The sequence below is a fragment of the Streptosporangium sp. NPDC001559 genome (assembly GCF_042893955.1).
GTDB lineage: Bacteria > Actinomycetota > Actinomycetes > Streptosporangiales > Streptosporangiaceae > Streptosporangium.
Genome location: NZ_JBIAVG010000004.1, coordinates 100,520 through 115,926 on the forward strand (window position 1 = coordinate 100,520; position 15,407 = coordinate 115,926).

Here is a 15,407-nt window from a genome sequence, read left to right on the forward strand (position 1 = left end):
ACGTCCGGCGCGGCGGCGGACAAGTGGGTCAGCGGAGCCGACCGGCGACGGCCTTGAGGCCCTCCTGGGCGATGGCCTCGTCGATGTCGCCGCTCGGCGCGCCGCCGACACCGATGCCCGCGATGGGCGCGCCGCCGGAGGCCACGGGGACGCCGCCGCCGAGGAAGAGAGTGCCCGGAATGTCGGCGATGTTCGGGCCGCCGCCGGTCACGCCCTTGCCAAGCTCGCTTGTCGTCCTGCCGAAGGAGACCGCGGTGAAGGCCTTGCGCCGCGCCGACTCCTCGGTCTGCGGGCCCGCGCCGTCACCCTTCAGCACCAGGCGGGTCACGCCGGACCGGTCGACGATCACCACCGTGACGCGCTGCCTCCGCTTGGCGGCCTCCTTCATCGCGGCGTCGGCGATCGTCAGGGCGGCGTCGGCGGAGAGCACGTCGGTCTGTACGACGGCCTGCCCGGCACGCTGCTCGTTCTTGGCGGGGGCGGCCTGGGCGGGGGCGGCGACGGCGAAACCGAGGGTGCCCGCCATGATGGCGAGCCCCGTGAGGGAGCCGACGACCAGGCGGGGACGCGCGGAACGGACTGTCATTGGTTTCTCCAGGTGCGGGTCGGTGGAACCTTGCACACCCAACGTTTCCAGCGACGGCGCTCCCGGCCATCGCGAGCATGGGTGGTTCCCCGGCGTCGAAGGGTCGAGGCGGGAGTCAACCGATCGGTTGACGCGTGGCCGTACCGCTCGGGCGGACCCCCGCCAGGGGATAACGTCGAGAAAGACCAGACAAGGAGGGTGATGAGGGAACGTATCTGGCTCAACTGGGCCATGCACGCGGGGTTCTACCTGCTGCTCGCCGCCTCCGCCCTGCGGCTGGTGTCCCGGCACGACATGGGGACGCGGACCGTCGCCTCGCTGGTCGTCGGCGGCCTCCTCGCCCTGACCTACACGGCGGGCGTCGTCTTCTGGAACCGCCTCGGGCGTGGGCGCGTCGTCTGGCTGGCGGGGGTGGCGGCGGTCTGGCTCGTGCTCGTGGTGCTCGCGCCGTCGTTCAGCTGGTGCGCGGTCCCCCTGCTCTTCCTGTGCCTGCGGTCGCTGAACGCGCGTGGTTTCGCGGTGGCCGCCGCCGCCCTCACGCTGGTCGTGATCGCGGCCCAGCTCAAGATCGCGCGAGAGTTCGACCTCAGCCTGATCCTCGCGCCGATCGGCATCGCCGCCATGACCGCGGTGATCTTCTGGGAGCTCCAGCGGGAGAGCGCCGCCCGGCAGCTCCTCATCGACGACCTGATCAGCACCCGGGGAACACTGGCCGACTCCCGGCACCGTACCGGCGTCCTTGAGGAGCGCGAGCGGCTGGCCAGGGAGATCCACGACACCCTCGCCCAGGGGCTCACCAGCATGGGCATCCTTCTGCAGGCCGCCGACCGCATGTGGGCCTCCGACCCCGAGCTGGCCCGCGCCCACGTACGGCGGGCGGCGGCGGCAGCCGCGGAGAACCTCGACGAGGCCCGGCGCTTCGTCCGCGACCTCCAGCCCCCGGGACTGGTGGAGGCCTCGCTGCCCGAGGCCCTGGCCAGGCTCTGCGCGGACGCCGGGGACGGCACCGGCCCTGACGTGCGCTTCCGCCAGGAGGGCGAGCAGTACCCGCTGGAGCCCGAGGTGCAGGCGGCGTTGCTGCGGGTGGCGCAGGGGGCGCTGGCCAACGTCCGCTACCACTCCCACGCGGGCACGGCCATGGTGACCCTGTCCTACCTCGACGGTGAGGTCACGCTGGACGTCTTCGACGACGGCGCCGGGTTCGACACCCCGGCCCCCGCGCCGGGCCGGGGATACGGGCTGCGGGCGATGCGCGACAGGGTGGCGGAGGTGAACGGCGTCCTGGTCGTCGAGAGCGTCCCCGGCGAGGGAACGGGGATCGCGGCCACGGTCCCGACCGGTGCGCGGGCACGAGACGGAGAGGAAGAGCGATGAGGCTGTTTCTGGTCGACGACCATCCGGTGGTCCGGGCGGGGCTGGTGGCGCTGCTCGGCGGTGAGCCCGACATGGAGGTCGTCGGCGAGGCCGCCGGTGGGGACGAGGCGCTGCGGGGTGTCGCCGCGAGTTCCCCGGACGTCGTGCTCATGGACCTGCAGCTCGGCGACGGCGTCGACGGGGTCGAGGCCACCCGGCGGATCCGGGAGCTGCCCACTCCGCCGCAGGTCCTGGTGCTGACGACGTACGAGACCGACGCGGACATCATGCGGGCCGTCGACGCCGGTGCCACCGGTTACCTGCTCAAGGCGTGTCCGCCGGAGGAGTTGTTCCAGGGCATCAGGGCCGCGGCCAAGGGCGAGTCGGTGCTGTCCGCCAAGGTCGCGGCCCGGATGATGAGGCGGATGCGCGACCCCGGCCCGGCGTTGAGCGCCCGCGAGGTGGAGATCCTGGAGCTGCTGGCGAGCGGCGCGGGCAACCGGGAGATCGCCAGGCGGCTCTTCATCACCGAGGCGACGGTCAAGACCCATCTGGTGCACATCTACGGCAAGCTCGGCGTGGACACGCGTACGGCCGCGGTGACCGCCGCCGTCGAGCGGCGCCTGATCAGGCTTCCCTGAGGCGCTTCAGAGATCGTTCTCCTGCTCGTTGAGGATGGCGAGCGCGATCGTGACCGCGCCCGCCGCGTCGCCCGCCTCGATCGCCCGGTACAGGTCCCGGTGGGTGGAGTCGGAGTCGAGCACGGCGTGTTCCATGCACTGGTCGCGGCGGACCGTGTCGCGCACCGCCTCGCTCATGCCCCGGTACAGGTCCAGCAGCACGGGGTTGTGTGCGGCCGCGGCGATGGCCAGGTGGAAGTCCACGTCGGCGTCGGCGAACGCGTCGAGGTCGGCGGCCTGGTGGGCGGCGGTGCGCCGCTCCAGCGTCTTCCGCAGCGCGTCGAGGTCGGCCGGTTCGCGTCGTTCGGCGGCGAGCCTGGCCGCCACGAGGTCCAGGCCGCGCCGTACGTCGATGATGTCCATGGTGGCCGCGCGGTCCAGGCGGCGCCTGAGGGCGACCTCGTTCTCGTCGGTCGCGGTGACGTAGGTTCCGTCGCCCTGACGAGTGGCGAGCAGACCGGCGTGGACGAGGACGCGGACGGCCTCGCGCACCGAGAGCCTGCTCACTCCCAGGGTCTCGGCCAGCCGCCCCTCTGTGGGGATCTTGGTGCCGACCGGCCAGACGCCGTTCGCGATCTCCTGGCGGAGCTCGTGGATGGCGGAGTCGACGAGGGAGGCCCGGCCCACGTGGCGCATTCTTCCTCTGCTTCTCTAATCATCTGATGTCTGATAATTCTAGGACACTGTCGCCCTCAGGTTAAGGGGATCAGCCGGTATGGCTCAGATTCTGTTCACCCATGTCCGCCCCCACGACGTCCTGGTCGAGGACGGTCGCGTCGTCCCCCTCGAACGCAGAACCGAGGAGTGCGAGGTGGTGGACTGCGGCGGACTGCTCGCCCTGCCCGCCCCGGTCGACGCGCACATCCACCCCGACAAGACCACCTGGGGGCAGCCCTGGCTGAGCCGTACCCCGGCCGGAACGCTGCGTGACCTGATCGAGGGAGACGTCGCGGCACGGGCCGGGATGACCGCACCGGTCGCCGAGCGGGCCGGGGCCCTCATGGACAACGCGATCGCCCGTGGCACCCGGGCGTGGCGGGCGCACGTGGACGTCGCCCCGGTGTACGGGCTGAGCAACGTGCACGGCGTACGGGAGGCCGCCCAGGCGCGCGGGGACCTGCTGGACGTGCAGATCGTCGCCTTCCCCCAGCTCGGCCTGCTCACGGCGCCGGGGACGGCGGAGCTGATGGAGCGGTCGCTGCGGGAGGGCGCCGACATCGTCGGCGGGCTCGACCCCGTGGGTGTCGACGGCGACCTGCACGGCCACCTCGACCTGCTGTACGGCATGGCCGAACGGCACGCCGTACCCGTCGACATCCACCTGCACGACCGCGGCGAGGAGGGCGTCGCGCAGGTGGTCGAGATCGCCCGCAGGGCGAGGTCCAGCGGGGTGCCGACCACGATCAGCCACGCCTTCTGCCTGGAAGGCCGCGAGGACCTCGCCGAGACGCTGTTCGAAGCAGGGGTCTCATTGACCACCTGCGCGCTCGGCGCGTCCCCGGTCCCGCCCGTCGGGCCGCTGCGCGAGGCAGGGGTGCCGGTCGGCCTCGGATCCGACGGGGTGCGGGACCCGTGGACGCCGTTCGGCGACGGCGACATGATCAACCGCGCGCACCTGCTCGCCTACCGCACCGACGCCCGTACCGATGAGGAACTGGCCGCGTGCTACGAGGTCGCGGCACACGGGGGCGCCGCCCTGCTCGGTCTCGAACCGGTCAGGCTCCAGCCCGGCGACCCCGCCACCTTCGTCCTGGTCCGCGCGGAGTCCATGGCCCAGGCCGTGGTGGACCGGCCGATCCCCCAGATCGTCGTCCGCGACGGCCGGGTCCGCCGGGCCGGATCGTGAACGGCCCCGAACTCGCCACCGGGCTTGCCACAGAACTCGCCGCCGAACTCGACACCCGGCTGGCGGCGGCGGACGAACGGCTGCGCACGGCCTACCCCGGCGAGCCGACCGGCAGGCAGCCGGTGCACACCATCTACGTCCCGGCCGACCGCTACACGCCGGACACCGTACGGACGTGGGGCGAGAAGGCCCGGACGGCGCTGGCCGCGCACGGCCGGACCGCCGAGGAGTTCGCCGACGCGCTCGGCCTGCCGCCGGGGACGGCGGCGGAGGTGTACGACCTGGTCCTGGCCAAGCTGGAGCGCGAACCGGTCGAGGACCTGAGGATCGACTTCGAGGACGGCTACGGCGACCGCCACGACGTCGAGGAGGACGCGGCCGCCCGGACCGCCGCGAGGGCCCTCGCCTCCGGTGACGGCACGCCCTTCTGCGGAATCCGGTTCAAGAGCTTCGAGGCACCGACCCGGCGGCGCGGCCTGCGCACCCTGGCGATCTTCCTGGAGACCCTCGGCCCACCGCCCGACGGCTTCGTCGTCACGCTCCCGAAGGTGACCTCCGTCGAGCAGGTGGAGGCGATGACGCTGACCACCGAACGACTGGAGACCGCCTACGGGCTGCCGCACGGGAGCCTGCGGTTCGAGATCCAGGTGGAGACACCGCAGGCGATCATGGATGTGGACGGCGTCTCGCCGCTGGCGCCGATGATCCACGCCTCGGCCGGGCGCTGCACGGGACTGCACTACGGCACCTACGACTACTCGGCGGCGCTCGGGGTCTCGGCCGCCTACCAGAGTGTGGAGCACCCGGTCGCCGACCACGCCAAGGCCGTCATGCGGGTCGCCGCCGCGGGCACCGGCGTACGCGTCTGCGACGGCTCGACCAACGTGCTCCCGGTCGGCGACGGCGACACGGTCCGCGCCGCCTGGAGGCTGCACGCGCGCCTGGTACGGCGCGCCCTTGAGGACGGTGTCCACCAGGGCTGGGACCTGCATCCGGCCCAGCTTCCCAGCCGGTACGCCGCCGTCTACGCCTTCTTCAGGGAGGAGCTGCCGGGCGCGGCGGCCCGGCTGCGCGGTTATCTCGAACGCCGGGAGTCCGGCTTCCTCGACGAGCCCGCGACCGCCAGGGCGATGGCCGGGTTCCTCGCCCGGGGCCTCGACTGCGGCGCCGTCGGCGAGGCCGAACTGCGCGCTCTCACCGGCGTCACCCCCGCCGAGCTGCGGGCCGTACGAAGTGGGCCGTCATGCGCATCCTGATCGTGAACGTGAACACCACCCGGTCGATGACGGAGACGATCCGTGCCCAGGCCGCGGCGTACGCGTCGCCGGGTGTCGAGATCGTCGGCCTCACCCCGTCGTTCGGGCCCGAGTCGGTCGAGGGGAACTTCGAGAGCTACCTGGCCGCGGTCGCGGTGATGGACCGGGTCGTCCGGTACGCCGAGCCGTACGACGCGGTGATCCAGGCCGGGTACGGCGAGCACGGCCGTGAGGGGCTCCAGGAACTGCTCGACGTCCCCGTGGTGGACATCACCGAGGCCGCCGCGCAGGTCGCGATGCTGATCGGGCGCACGTACTCGGTCGTCACCACCCTCGACCGAGCCGTGCCACAGATCGAGGACAGGCTGCGGCTCGCCGGGCTGACCGGCCGGTGCGCGTCGGTCCGGGCCAGCGGGCTGTCGGTCCTCGAACTCGACGAGGACCCCGGCCGGGCCGTCAGCGCGATCGTCGCCCAGGCCCGCAGGGCCGTCGAGGACGACCGGGCCGAGGTGATCTGCCTCGGATGCGGGGGAATGGCCGGTCTCGACCGGGAGATCACCGCCGCCACCGGGGTTCCGGTCGTGGACGGCGTCGCCGCCGCGGTCGCCCTCGCGGAGGGGCTCGTCCGGCTCGGCCTCACCACGAGCAAGGTGCGAACCTACGCGAAACCGCGTCCCAAGGCCGTGACCGGATGGCCGGTCCACACCGGGGGTGTCTCCTGATGGCCGGGCTCGACCTGCTGTTCCGTGCCCGTCGCGTCGTCACCCCCGCCGGGGAGAGGGCGTGCGACGTCGGCGTGCGGAACGGGACGATCGTCGCGGTCGAACCGCCGGACACGGATCTCGACGCCGCCGAGGTCGTCGAACTCGGCGACGACGAGGTGCTGCTGCCCGGACTCGTGGACAGCCACGTGCACGTGAACGACCCCGGCCGGGCCGAGTGGGAGGGGTTCGCGACCGCCACCCGGGCCGCGGCGGCCGGTGGCGTCACGACGATCGTCGACATGCCGCTGAACAGCGTCCCGCCCACCGTCGACACGGCCGCGTTGCGGGTGAAGCGGGAGGCCGCCGAGGGGCGGGCGTTCGTCGACGTCGGCTTCTGGGGCGGTGCCGTACCGGGCAACCTGCGTGAGCTGCGCGGACTCCACGACGCCGGGGTGTTCGGGTTCAAGTGCTTCCTGCTGCACTCCGGTGTGGACGAGTTCCCCCACCTTGAGCCGGACGAGCTGGCGGACGCGCTCCGGGAGACCCGGGCGTTCGACGCGCTGACGATCGTGCACGCCGAGGACCCGCACGTGATCGGCGACGCCCCGGCGGCGCGCGGCGCGAGCTACCGGGACTTCCTGCGCTCCCGGCCCCGTGGCGCGGAGAACCTCGCGATCGCACGCGTCATCGAACTGGCCCGCACGACCGGCTGCCGGGTGCACATCCTGCACCTGTCCAGCTCGGACGCGCTGCCGATGATCCGCTCGGCCCGGGACGACGGCGTCCGGATCACCGTGGAGACCTGCCCGCACTACCTGACGTTCACCGCGGAGGAGATCGCCGAGGGGGCCACCCAGTTCAAGTGCTGCCCGCCGATCCGTGAGGAGGCCAACCGCGAGTCGCTCTGGCGGGGTCTCGCCGACGGCACCGTCGACTGCGTGGTCTCCGACCACTCACCGTGCACGCCGGAGCTCAAGCGGTTCGACACCGGGGACTTCGGCACGGCCTGGGGCGGCATCGCGTCACTGCAGCTCGGCCTGCCCGCCGTGTGGACCGAGGCCGGACGCCGCGGCCACACCCTGACCGACGTGGTGCGCTGGATGGCCGAGGGCCCCGCGAGGGTGGCCGGTCTGTCCCGTAAGGGCCGGATCGCGCCGGGCCACCAGGCCGACTTCTGCGTGTTCGCCCCCGACCAGGTGTTCACGGTCGACAGGGACCGGCTGCACCACCGCAACCCCGTCACGCCCTACCACGGCCGCGAACTCACCGGCGTGGTCCGCGGCACCTGGCTGCGCGGCGTACGGATCGACATCGACGGCCCCCCGAAGGGCCGGCTGCTCAACCGAGGAGAGGCATGACCTTCACCCACCTTCCCGACCTGGCCTCACGCGCGCTGGCCGGCAGCGTCGTGTACGCCAACGACGAGTTGTTCGCCGAACGCGAGAACCTGATCAAGCCCGGTCCCTCGGTGTTCTCGACGGAGGACTTCGGCCACAAGGGCAAGGTGTACGACGGCTGGGAGACCCGGCGCCGCCGCGAGCCGGGCAACGACCACGCGATCATCCGGCTCGGCGTCCCCGGCGTGGTGCGCGGCGTGGTGATCGACACCGCCTGGTTCAGGGGCAACTACCCGCCCTACGCCTCGGTCGAGGCGACCAGCGTCGAGGGAGCGCCGTCACCGGCCGAGCTCGAACAGGCGACCTGGGAGACGATCGTCGAGAAGAGCCCGATCGAGGGCGACGCCGAGAACGCCTTCGAGGTGGCGGACCGGCGGCGCTGGACACACGTCCGGCTGAGCATCTACCCCGACGGCGGGGTGGCCCGGTTCCGGGTGTACGGCGAGCCCGTACCGGACCCCCGCCTCCTGGACGGCACGATCGACCTGGCCGCGCTGGAGAACGGCGGATCGGTGATCGACTGCTCCAACACGTTCTACTCCTCGCCGGTGCAGCTGCTGCTGCCCGGCAGGGCCGCGACCATGGGCGACGGCTGGGAGAACGCCCGCCGCCGCGACGACGGCAACGACCACGTGTCGATCAGGCTCGCGGCCCGTGGGCGGGTCCGCCGGGTGGAGATCGACACGTCGTACTTCGTCGGCAACGCGGCGGGCTGGGCCACGCTGAGAGGGACCGACGCCGATCGTCCCGGCGAGGACACCGAGTGGTTCGACCTGGTCCCCAGGACCCGGCTGCAGCCGGACACGCGTCACTTCTTCCGCCCGGTCTCCGCCGCTCCCGTGACGCACGTCCGTCTCGACGTCTTCCCCGACGGCGGCCTGGCCAGGCTCAGGGTGCACGGCGAACTGACCGCCGACGCCCACCGGGCCGCCGTCCTCGACTGGCTCGCCCTGCTCCCCGCGGAACACGCCGTCCAGGTACTCGGCGAGGCCGGTGCGTCCCGCCAGGCCGGCGAACTGCCTCCGGCGGTGCTCTCCGCGCTCATGGGAGAGCCTCGATAGGAGCGCGCCTCCTTCGCCCGGTGGCGGCCGAGACGGATACGAGAAGCGCGTCACTCTTCCGGCGTGTATCCGGATCTTCGCCCGCGTCGCCGTGATCGCAGACGGTATCTTCACCAGCGTGCTTCTCGACGCGACGAACGCCCGCCCGTTCCCGTCCGGCACACCGGTTCCGGCCATCCCCATCGCGCCCGGCCGTACCCTCCGCGCTCGGGATCGCGTCTCGCCGTGACCGCCTGACAACCACCGAACTCCCAAGGAGCGATCCATGGCACAGAACGTGACGACCGTCGATCTCCAGGCGAAGGCGGAGGCGTTGGCGAAGGAGGGCGTCGTCGGCATCACCATCACCTGGGCGGACAACAACGGCATCACCCGCTCCCGCACGGTCCCGGTCGACCAGCTGGCGGCCGTCGCGGAGCGCGGGGTCGGCGTCACCACGCTGTTCGCGGTGTTCGACTCCCACGACGGCATCACCTTCGGCCATCCGGGGCTCAGCACGCCGTCCGGTGACATCCGGCTGATCCCCGTCTCCGACCGGATCGTCCAGCTGGCCGGACAGCCCGCGTTCGCGTGGGTCCCCGGCAGGCAGGTCGCCGCCGACGGCTCCGCCTGGCCGTACGACCAGCGTGGGGCACTGGAGCGCCAGGTCGCCCGGGCGGCCGAACTCGGCCTGGAGTTCCGCGCGGGCTACGAGATGGAGTTCCACCTCAGCCACGCCGAGCCGGGACCCGGCGGGAGCACCCAGCTCGCCCTCCCCGGCCCGGCCTACGGCCCCCGCGTCCTGCTCGACGTCGACGGCTTCGCCGCGCAGCTCCTGGGTGACCTGCGGGACAACGGCGTGCGGGTCAACCAGTTCCACGCCGAGTACGGCCCGGCCCAGTTCGAGCTCAGCATCGCGGCGGCCGACCCCGTCACCGCCGCGGACCAGCAGTTGCTCGCCCGGCAGACCATCCACGCCGCCGCGAGGGCGCACGGGCTGCGGGCGAGCTTCGCCCCCCTGGTCACCGGCGCCGGGGTCGGCAACGGCTGGCACCTGCACACCTCGCTGTCCCGCGACGGGGTCAACCTGCTCTCCGGGGGCGAAGGCCCGTACGGCCTGACCGCCGAGGGAGCCGCCTACCTGGCCGGTCTCCTGCGCGACCTGCCGGCCATCACCGCCGTCACGGCGCCCAGCGTTCCCTCCCTGCACCGGCTCAGGCCCGGCTACTTCTCCAGCGCCTACACCTTCTGGGGGGTGGAGAACCGTGAGGCCGCCCTGCGGTTCGTCCCCGCGACCGAACTGCTCGGCGCCTCCCACGCCAACGTCGAGCTCAAGCCCTCCGACGCCTCCGCCAACCCCCATCTTGCCCTCGCCGTCGTCATCGCCTCCGGCCTGGCCGGGATCGCCGACGGTCTCACCCCGCCGGAGCCCATCCAGGAGAACCCCGACACGTGGTCCGCGGAGCGACGCGAAGCGGAGAACATCCGCCGTCTCCCCACCCACCCCCGACGAACAGCGCGCGGCCCTGCTCGGCAACGACCGTGTCCGCGCCGCCCTCGGCGAGGAACTCCTGGGCGCCTTCGCCGCCGTCCGCGCGGCCGACCAGGCCTGGGCCGAGGGCAAACCCCTCGAAGACATCATCACCGCCCACCTGTGGCGCTACTGACACCCCTTTCCAAGAACGCTTCGCGAACCGGCTCAGGGGTCTTCCCGGTCTTTGGAAAGGTTGTCCAGCTTCGGGTCATAGGTGGTGCGGAGTCCGGCGTGTGCGTCGACAGACGTGGCGAATGCCGCTCATGATCTGAAACGGGTCGGGCCACGGCTTTCCGTGGTGAATCGCCGGCTCGTCCGGAGCGGTGAGGGGCGATCATGGCCGAGCAGGGGCGCGTGCGCTGGAGGCGCTTCCTCCTGATCCTCCTTCCCGTCGGGGCGGTGACGTCGCTGCTGGTCGGCGCCGTGGCCCAGGGGGTCGTCGGCGCCACGTTCGTGGTCTCCGGGCAGGCGTTCAAGCTCTTCACCGACGAGTTGCGCGGGCAGGACTTCACGTTGTCCGCCGGTGTGGTGCGCGACCGGGAGGGCCGGGCCACCCCGGTCATCGTGACCGGCGTACGGCGGGCGTTCGCCAGGGGCCTGTGCCAGAGCGCGCTGGTGCGGACCCCCGTGGGCACGGTGACGATCAGGATCACCGGCGGCCAGGACGGCAACGAGGTGACGATCGAGGACATGGTGATCGACACCGCGGCGGCCCGTGGCGCGGCCACGCTGCGGGGCGTCGAGCTGGGCCGCGACGCCTCGACCCTGAACGGGGTGCCCGCCGCCCGAGGCCCGGCGGGCACCTTCGGCGGCCAGAGCCGGACCTTCACCCTGCACGACGTACGGCTGAGCGCGCGGGCCGTCTCCGCCGCGACGCTGAGCCTGCCCGACCTCGGGCTGAAGATCCTGCGCGGCGAGCACGAATGCTTCTGACCCGTGAACCGCTTCCGACCCGCGAACGGAGGACCATGAGATCGTGGCGGCGCTCACGACCCTTCTGGGGCGGCCTGTTCATCGTGACGGCGGGCCTGGAGCTGCTGTCCGTCTCCCTGACGATCGACGCCCTGCCGGTGGCCGTCATGTTCGGCGCGGTGGGGGCGGGCTACCTGATCGCGCTGGTCATGATGCTGGCGGGAGCGCTCATCTGGCTGCAGCCCGGCCAGCGGATCTTCCTCGGCCTGGTGAGCGTGGTGCTGTCCCTGGCCTCCTTCGTCTACTCCAACCTGGGCGGTTTCCTGGCCGGTATGGTCCTGGGCCTGCTGGGCGGCATGCTGGCGGCGGCCTGGGCCCCCGTCAACCGGCCCCTCAGCGGGCCCGCCGACCGAGCGAGCGACCAGGCCGTCGACCATGCCGTCGACCGGGCGGGCGGCCCCTCAGGGGGTGACGATGGCGAAGTCCGGCGTGGACTCCTCCAGTACGGCGCCCAGCCTCCGCAGGACGGTGGCGTCCCCGTCATGGTCGATGCCGTCAAGACCTCCGGAGCCGTCCCCGACGAGCAGGTCGAGCAGCCGCTGCCTGGTCAGCCGTAGCGTCAGGTCGGCGCTCTCCCCCGGCGACGTCCGCCGGTGGGTCAGCGCGCCGTTCGACATCGTGGTGCGGTGGTGTTCGTCCAGGTCGGTGAGGTGCCAGTCGATGGCGAACCGCTCGTTCCACGCCTTGGGGCCGTTGACGCGGATGGCCAGTGAGCCGAAGATCTGCTCGGCGGACAGCGCGCTGAGCATGTCCGGGGAGGTGGTGTCGGCCGTACCCGCCGAGGGGCCGTCGGCCAGTTCGGCGGCACCGGCCAGATAGAAGTTGCGCCAGGTGGCGTTCTCGGCGCCGTACCCGAGGCGGGTGTAGACCTCGGCCAGGAGCTGGCGGGCCTCGGTGTCCTTCTCGTCGGCGAAGACGGCGTGGTTGAGCAGGGTCGCGGCGAACCGCAGGTCCCCCTCGCGCACGTAGCGGCGGGCGTGCGCGACGACGGCCGCGGCGCCTCCCAGGCACTCGACGTAGCGCCTGGCCTGCGGGACGGGCGGATGCTCCCACAGATGGGCCGGGTTGCCGTCGAACCAGCCCAGGTAGCGCTGGTAGATCGCCTTGACGTTGTGGCTGACGGAGCCGTAGTAACCGTGGGTGTGCCAGGCCTGCTCCAGGGCGGGCGGCATCCGCATGGTCTCGGCGATCTCGACGCCGGTCAGGCCGTGGTTCATCAGCCGTACGGTCTGGTCGTGCAGGTAGGCGTACAGGTCACGCTGCTGCGCCAGGAAGGCGACGATGTCGTCCCTGCCCCAGGTCGGCCAGTGATGGGAGGCGAAGGCGACGTCGGCCTTGTCGGCGAACAGCGTGATCGCCTCGTCCAGGTAGCGGGCCCAGACCCGCGCGTCGCGAACCTCGGCGCCGCGCAGGGTGAGCAGGTTGTGCAGGTTGTGGGTGGCGTTCTCGGCCATGCACAGGGCCCGCCGGTCGGGGAAGAGGAAGTTCATCTCCGCCGGGGCCTCGGTGCCGGGGGTGAGCTGGAAGACGATCCGTATCCCGTCGATCGTCTCCTCCTGCCCGGTGTGGGTGACGTCGACGGTGGGCGGGATGAGGGTGACCGTACCCGCCGAGGTTCCCATCCCCAGCCCGCAGCCGAGCTGGCCCTCGGCGGTGCGCGGCAGGAGCTGGCCGTACATGTACAGGGCCCGGCGGTTCATCGCGGTGCCCGCGTAGACGTTCTCCGAGACGGCGTGCTCCATGAAGCCGGCCGGGGCCAGGATCGGGATTCCCTCGCCGTCGGTCACACCACGGGCTCCGCCGAAGTGGTCGACGTGGGAGTGGGTGTAGATCAGGCCGGTGACCGGCCGCTCGCCCCGGTGGTCCCGGTAGAGCCGCAGCGCCGCCGCCGCGCACTCGGTGGAGATCAGCGGGTCGATGACGACGACGCCGGTTTCGCCCTCCACGATCGTCATGTTCGACAGGTCCAGCCCGCGTACCTGGTAGACGCCCTCGGTCACCTCGAACAGCCCCTGTTTTGCGCACAGTTGCGCCTGCCGCCACAGGCTCGGATGCGCGTCCTGCGGGCAGTCGCCGTCCAGGAAGGCGTAGACGTCGTTGTCCCAGACGACCTTCCCGTCGGCCCCCTTCACCAGGGCGGGGTTGAGTTTCGCGACGAAGCCACGGTCGGCGTTGTCGAAGTCGGCACGGTCGTGAAAGGGAAGGTCTGCCATGAAACCGTGCTGCCCCCACCCCCTCCAACCAAAGGCCAGGAAAAACCCAAAAATCCCCTTATACGGGCTTCGACACCGTCGCGGCGGCGACTCGCGTCCAAGGCCGACGCCGCCGTGTCGGCAACGACACCGCGGCTTCGACGATCCGGATCGGCGACGACGGCTCCGTCCTGCCCGGCCGTCTCGGCTGGCTTGGCCGGCCCGGCCGTCCTCCGGCGCCCCGGCCGGGAACCGCAACGAGGACGGCCGCCGGAGCGGCACCGCGGGCGACCGGCCGGACCGGGCCCGTGGGTCGTACGGCCTGCGGACCCGCGCCACGCCCGCGCCGCGCGAATGCCCGTCTCCGGAGTCGTCCGGTTGCACAGTGTGATGACGAACCGGTCGGCTGTGGAGGTGGCGATGAACGTGTCGGGGAGCCTGTCGAGGCGGCGGATGGTCGCCGGGCTGGGGGCGCTGGCCGTACCTCTCGCCGGTCGTGGGGATGACACGCCGGCCCTCGCCGGTCGTGGGGGTGACGTGCCGGTCCCGGTCGCTCCGGCCGGTGCCACGCCCGAACGGGTCGCCCAGGACGAGGGTTTCTGGCGGTCGGTCGCACGGCAGTACCGGGTGAGCGCCGACTTCGTGAACCTGGAGAACGGCTACTACGGGATCATGCCCGAGCCGGTGCGCCTGGCCTACCACCGGGCGACGGACCGGCTCAACGAGAACAGCTCCCACCTGCTACGCACGACCTACAAGGACGAGGCGGAGCAGGTCAGGCGGCGGGTGGCGGCCGTGGTTGGGGTGGAGCCCGGGGAGATCGCCCTGACCAGGGGCGGTACGGAGGCCCTGCAGCTGCTGATCGCCGGGTATCGGCGGCTGCGGCCGGGCGACGCGGTGATGTACGCCGACCTGGACTACCACAGCGGGCGGTACGCCATGAACTGGCTGCGGCAGCGGCGGGGGGTCCAGGTCGAACGGCTGACCATCCCTGAGCCCGCGACCCGGCAGGCGGTGCTCGACGCCTACGCCACGGCGCTGAAGGAGCACCCGCGGGTCAGGCTGCTGCTGCTCAGCCACATGAACAACATCACCGGCCTGGTGACGCCGGTCGAGCGGATCGTCGCGATGGCGCGCGAGCGCGGCGTGGACGTGATCGTGGACGCCGCCCACTCCTGGGGGCAGCTGGACTTCACGATGGCCGACCTGGGGTCCGACTTCGGGGTGTTCTCCCTGCACAAGTGGATGGGGGCACCGCTGGGCACGGGCTTCATCCACATCCGCGCGAACCGTCTGGCCGACGTCGAACCGGCCTTCTGCGACGAGTCCTATCCCGCCGACGACATCCGCTCCCGGGTGCACTGCGGCACCCAGGACGTCGCCCCCTTCCTGACGGTCGGCGCCGCCCTGGACTTCCACGACCGGCTGGGCGCCGCGGTCAAGCAGGCGCGGCTGCGATTCCTGCGGGACCGCTGGGTGAGTCAGGTGCTGGAGGTGCCCAACGTGGAGGTCCTCACCCCCGAGGAGGACGGCATGTACGGTGCCATCACCGCCTTCCGGATCGCCGGCCGTACGTCCGAGGCGGACAACGCCGCGATCACCACCGAGCTGATGGACCGGTACCGGATCTTCACGGTTCGTCGTGGCGGGCTGGTCGGGGGCGCCTGTGTGCGGGTGACCCCGGCGCTGTTCACCTCGCGTGACGAGGTGGACCTGCTGGCCCGGGGGATACGTGACCTGGCGCACCGGATGGGGAGCTGAGCGCGGGGCGCGGAGTCGTGGCCCGCGCCCCGCACCGGTGTTCCTCCCGCCGTCCTGGTGGCGCCGTCCTTATGGGCGCTGTCTTT

Annotated in this window: 13 protein-coding genes and 1 pseudogene; 11 read left to right on the forward strand and 3 right to left on the reverse strand. The window is 72.1% G+C overall.

All coding sequences use genetic code 11. The annotated features are described in order from the left end of the window. Positions 1–28 precede the first annotated feature (28 nt). A complete protein-coding gene (locus ACFYY8_RS10410; RefSeq protein WP_390039260.1) occupies positions 29–586 on the reverse strand; it encodes a heme-binding protein in 558 nt (185 codons plus the stop codon). Positions 587–787: 201 nt separating this feature from the next. Here ACFYY8_RS10410 and ACFYY8_RS10415 point away from each other — a divergent pair, with 201 nt between their 5' ends. Together ACFYY8_RS10415 and ACFYY8_RS10420 are read left to right on the forward strand one after the other, a co-directional pair. After that, positions 788–1,960, forward strand: a complete 1,173-nt coding sequence (locus tag ACFYY8_RS10415) for a sensor histidine kinase (protein WP_390039262.1) — start codon at positions 788–790, stop codon at positions 1,958–1,960. After that, entirely contained in the window at positions 1,957–2,580 is a 624-nt protein-coding gene (locus tag ACFYY8_RS10420) for a response regulator (protein ID WP_390039264.1), read from the forward strand. The genes ACFYY8_RS10415 and ACFYY8_RS10420 overlap by 4 nt, the downstream gene beginning before the upstream one ends. 6 nt (positions 2,581–2,586) lie before the next feature. Here ACFYY8_RS10420 and ACFYY8_RS10425 read toward each other — a convergent pair whose 3' ends face one another. Further along, a complete protein-coding gene (locus ACFYY8_RS10425; protein ID WP_390039266.1) occupies positions 2,587–3,255 on the reverse strand; it encodes a FadR/GntR family transcriptional regulator in 669 nt (222 codons plus the stop codon). Positions 3,256–3,334: 79 nt separating this feature from the next. Here ACFYY8_RS10425 and ACFYY8_RS10430 point away from each other — a divergent pair, with 79 nt between their 5' ends. From ACFYY8_RS10430 to ACFYY8_RS10465, 8 genes and pseudogenes are all read left to right on the forward strand, one after another. After that, positions 3,335–4,465, forward strand: a complete 1,131-nt coding sequence (locus tag ACFYY8_RS10430) for an amidohydrolase family protein (RefSeq protein ID WP_390039268.1) — start codon at positions 3,335–3,337, stop codon at positions 4,463–4,465. Then, positions 4,462–5,721, forward strand: a complete 1,260-nt coding sequence (locus ACFYY8_RS10435; RefSeq protein WP_390039270.1) for a DUF6986 family protein — start codon at positions 4,462–4,464, stop codon at positions 5,719–5,721. The genes ACFYY8_RS10430 and ACFYY8_RS10435 overlap by 4 nt, the downstream gene beginning before the upstream one ends. After that, positions 5,709–6,443 carry an aspartate/glutamate racemase family protein gene (locus ACFYY8_RS10440; protein WP_390039272.1) on the forward strand — a complete coding sequence of 245 codons (735 nt, stop codon included), beginning with the start codon at positions 5,709–5,711 and terminating at the stop codon, positions 6,441–6,443. The genes ACFYY8_RS10435 and ACFYY8_RS10440 overlap by 13 nt, the downstream gene beginning before the upstream one ends. After that, complete coding sequence (gene allB / locus ACFYY8_RS10445) at positions 6,443–7,783, forward strand: allantoinase AllB (RefSeq protein ID WP_390039274.1); 1,341 nt, start codon at positions 6,443–6,445, stop codon at positions 7,781–7,783. The genes ACFYY8_RS10440 and allB overlap by 1 nt, the downstream gene beginning before the upstream one ends. Beyond that, positions 7,780–8,883, forward strand: a complete 1,104-nt coding sequence (gene alc, locus ACFYY8_RS10450; protein WP_390039276.1) for an allantoicase — start codon at positions 7,780–7,782, stop codon at positions 8,881–8,883. Before allB ends, alc begins: the two co-directional genes overlap by 4 nt. Positions 8,884–9,148: 265 nt before the next feature. Next, positions 9,149–10,663: a glutamine synthetase gene (locus tag ACFYY8_RS10455; protein ID WP_390039278.1), complete on the forward strand. Its 1,515-nt coding sequence runs from the start codon at positions 9,149–9,151 to the stop codon at positions 10,661–10,663. 69 nt (positions 10,664–10,732) lie between these two features. After that, a complete protein-coding gene (locus ACFYY8_RS10460; protein ID WP_390039280.1) occupies positions 10,733–11,329 on the forward strand; it encodes a DUF6230 family protein in 597 nt (198 codons plus the stop codon). 35 nt (positions 11,330–11,364) lie between these two features. Continuing rightward, positions 11,365–11,673: pseudogene (locus ACFYY8_RS10465) on the forward strand (DUF6114 domain-containing protein); the annotation flags it as partial. Positions 11,674–11,769: 96 nt separating this feature from the next. On the opposite strand, the gene ACFYY8_RS10470 reads toward ACFYY8_RS10465, so the two are convergent. Next, complete coding sequence (locus ACFYY8_RS10470) at positions 11,770–13,581, reverse strand: alkyl/aryl-sulfatase (protein ID WP_390039282.1); 1,812 nt, start codon at positions 13,579–13,581, stop codon at positions 11,770–11,772. 399 nt (positions 13,582–13,980) lie between these two features. Between ACFYY8_RS10470 and ACFYY8_RS10475 the strand changes: the two genes are divergently transcribed. Next, entirely contained in the window at positions 13,981–15,321 is a 1,341-nt protein-coding gene (locus ACFYY8_RS10475; protein ID WP_390039284.1) for an aminotransferase class V-fold PLP-dependent enzyme, read from the forward strand. Positions 15,322–15,407 lie beyond the last annotated feature (86 nt).

Coding starts and splice junctions, on each gene's coding strand:
- ACFYY8_RS10425 (WP_390039266.1), bottom strand. CDS start 3,255: ATGCGCCACGTGGGCCGGGCCTCCCTCGTCGACTCCGCCATCCACGAG.
- ACFYY8_RS10440 (WP_390039272.1), top strand. CDS start 5,709: ATGCGCATCCTGATCGTGAACGTGAACACCACCCGGTCGATGACGGAG.
- allB (WP_390039274.1), top strand. CDS start 6,443: ATGGCCGGGCTCGACCTGCTGTTCCGTGCCCGTCGCGTCGTCACCCCC.
- ACFYY8_RS10460 (WP_390039280.1), top strand. CDS start 10,733: ATGGCCGAGCAGGGGCGCGTGCGCTGGAGGCGCTTCCTCCTGATCCTC.
- ACFYY8_RS10430 (WP_390039268.1), top strand. CDS start 3,335: ATGGCTCAGATTCTGTTCACCCATGTCCGCCCCCACGACGTCCTGGTC.
- ACFYY8_RS10470 (WP_390039282.1), bottom strand. CDS start 13,581: ATGGCAGACCTTCCCTTTCACGACCGTGCCGACTTCGACAACGCCGAC.
- ACFYY8_RS10475 (WP_390039284.1), top strand. CDS start 13,981: ATGAACGTGTCGGGGAGCCTGTCGAGGCGGCGGATGGTCGCCGGGCTG.
- ACFYY8_RS10420 (WP_390039264.1), top strand. CDS start 1,957: ATGAGGCTGTTTCTGGTCGACGACCATCCGGTGGTCCGGGCGGGGCTG.
- ACFYY8_RS10455 (WP_390039278.1), top strand. CDS start 9,149: ATGGCACAGAACGTGACGACCGTCGATCTCCAGGCGAAGGCGGAGGCG.
- ACFYY8_RS10410 (WP_390039260.1), bottom strand. CDS start 586: ATGACAGTCCGTTCCGCGCGTCCCCGCCTGGTCGTCGGCTCCCTCACG.
- alc (WP_390039276.1), top strand. CDS start 7,780: ATGACCTTCACCCACCTTCCCGACCTGGCCTCACGCGCGCTGGCCGGC.
- ACFYY8_RS10415 (WP_390039262.1), top strand. CDS start 788: ATGAGGGAACGTATCTGGCTCAACTGGGCCATGCACGCGGGGTTCTAC.